4 protein-coding genes are annotated in these 2,194 nt (G+C 72.2%); all 4 read right to left on the bottom strand.

The genetic code is table 11. The features are described from left to right. A partial coding sequence (locus ABYX71_RS11645) for a sulfotransferase family protein (protein WP_372696660.1) occupies positions 1-344 on the bottom strand: 344 nt, incomplete at its 3' end. A gap of 86 nt (positions 345-430) precedes the next feature. Further along, on the bottom strand, positions 431-961 hold the full coding sequence (locus tag ABYX71_RS11640; protein WP_372696659.1) for an NUDIX domain-containing protein: 531 nt from the start codon (positions 959-961) through the stop codon (positions 431-433). Then, positions 958-1,713, bottom strand: a complete 756-nt coding sequence (locus tag ABYX71_RS11635) for a YdcF family protein (protein WP_372696658.1) — start codon at positions 1,711-1,713, stop codon at positions 958-960. The genes ABYX71_RS11640 and ABYX71_RS11635 overlap by 4 nt, the downstream gene beginning before the upstream one ends. Position 1,714: 1 nt before the next feature. Then, a partial coding sequence (locus tag ABYX71_RS11630; RefSeq protein WP_372696657.1) for a lipoyl synthase occupies positions 1,715-2,194 on the bottom strand: 480 nt, incomplete at its 5' end.

The raw sequence follows: 2,194 nt of genomic DNA, 5'->3' as shown, positions 1-2,194 counted from the left end.
GTCACCGGCGAGCGCATGAAGCGGAACAGCGTGTTGTCGATGCTGTTGAACCAGCGCGCGGCGTCGCGCACGGTGAGGATGACCTTGGCCTGCGGGTAGAAGGCCGCCAGCTCGCGCCAGAAGTAGCTCGCCGGCCAGTCCACGGCGGCGTTGTAGTCGCCCAGCAGGCTGTCCCAGTCGCCGCGCTCGCCGGCCGCGAACTGCTGCCACATCGGCCCGTGCTCGACGTGCTCGAAGATGCGCGTCATGTGGTAGCAGGGTCCGAAGCCGAGCTGTTCGAGCGCTGCCTTCAATGACAGCGTGCCGGTGCGGCCGAGGCCGGCGCCAATAACCTGCAAGCTCATGTCCGACGATGCTCCGTGTGGCGGGCGCGACCGCGCCGCGTGGGGTGTCGGATGCAGTGTAACGGCGGCTGGGGCCGTGGCGGCGCTCAGGCCACCGGGCTGTGATGCTGGATGGTCCGCCCGGCAAAGCCGGCCAGCGCCGAGGCGACGTCCGGGTAGTCCTGCAGTTCGGTCAGCGTGGCGATGGTCGGGCGAATCAGCGTGATGTCGTGCCGGCGGCCGGCCGCCAGCGCATCGGCCGGGGTCAGCCAGCGGTAGTCGACCGCTTCCACGCCGTCCACGCGCACGCCGCCGCAGCGGTTGGCGTCGGCCACGAAAAACCACGTCGCGAAGCGGCGTGGCTGCCCGGGCGGCGTGGTCCAGTGGGCGACCTCCACCAGCGTGTCGGGGTCCAGCAGCAGGCCGGCTTCCTCGGCCGCCTCGCGTATCGCCGCCAGCCGTGCCGCGCGCTCGGCACCCTGCCGGTGGTCGGCTTCGTCCACGCGACCGCCCGGAAACACCCAGGCGCCCGGCGCGAACACCAGTGCCGGGCTGCGCTGCACCAGCAGCACCTCAAGCCCGTGCGCGCCGTCGCGCAGCGGTGCCACGGTGGCCGCCGGCTGGACCGGGACGGTCATGCGCCGCTGCCGTAGCGCAGCCGATACCAGGCGTGGCCGAGGTACTCGTGCACAGCCAGCGTCGACAGTTCGAGTGCCTGCATGCTGGGCAGCCAGGCACGCCATGTGTGCCGGCGTGGGCCCGGCACGTACGCCGGTGCGGGGATGACCTCGAACCCCACCTGCTCGAACAGGGCCACTGCCCGTGGCAGGTGCCAGGCATGGCTGACCAGCGCGATGCGCGTGACGCCGGCCGCCGCCAGCGTCTGGTACGCATAGCGGGCGTTGTCGAAGGTGGTCATGGCGCGTCCCTCCGTCCAGCGGGGCGCCACGCCCCATTCCAGCAGCGCGCGCACCATGTCGACGGCGCCCGGCTCGCGTCCGGCCGGCGCACCCTCGGTGACCAGCACCGGCAGCCGGGTCTGTCGTGCCAGGCGGGCGCCGTAGCGAAGGCGCTCCAGCGCCATCGGCGTGACCGTGCCACCCCCACCGGCGCGTACGCCGTACTGCGTGCCGCCGCCGAGGATGACGATGGCCTGGGCACGCTGCAGTGCCGGCGGTGTGGCCGGCGGGTAGTGGCTGAGCGAATCGAGCAGGGCGTGGCTGACCGGCGTGGTGGAGAGCAGCACCACCAGTGCCGCCCCGAGCATGCCGAGCCACTGCGCCAGGCGCGGATGGCGGCGCACACCGAGCGCGCACAGCAGCATCAGGACGGCGAACAGCCCCGGCGGCTCGATCAGGGCGGACAACGCCTTGACGGCGTAGAACTCCATCTCAGGCCACGGCGTGGCCGGCGGCCTGCAGGTCGGCGTGGTAGGACGAGCGCACCAGCGGACCGCTGGCGACGTTGGCAAAGCCCATGTCCCGGCCGCGGGCCGCCAGCTCGGCGAAGGTTTCCGGCGTCACGTAGCGGCGCACGGGCAGGTGGTGCTGCGACGGCGCCAGGTACTGGCCGACGGTCAGCATGTCCACGTCGTGGGCGCGCAGGTCGGCCATCACCGCCAGCACCTCGTCGTCGGTTTCGCCAAGGCCCAGCATCAGGCCGGACTTGGTCGGCAGGTCCGGCAGCACCGCCTTGCAGCGCTTGAGCAGGTCCAGCGAACCCTGGTAGTCGGCGCCCGGCCGGGCCGCCGGGTACAGGCGCGGCACCGTCTCGATGTTGTGGTTGAACACGTCCGGCGGCGCGGCGGTGAGGATCTCGAGCGCCACGTCGATGCGGTGGCGAAAGTCCGGCACCAGCACCTCGATGGTGGT

The organism is Immundisolibacter sp. (genome assembly GCF_041625615.1).
Taxonomy (GTDB): Bacteria; Pseudomonadota; Gammaproteobacteria; order Immundisolibacterales; family Immundisolibacteraceae; genus Immundisolibacter.
This window is presented reverse-complemented; position numbering and strand designations above follow the sequence as displayed.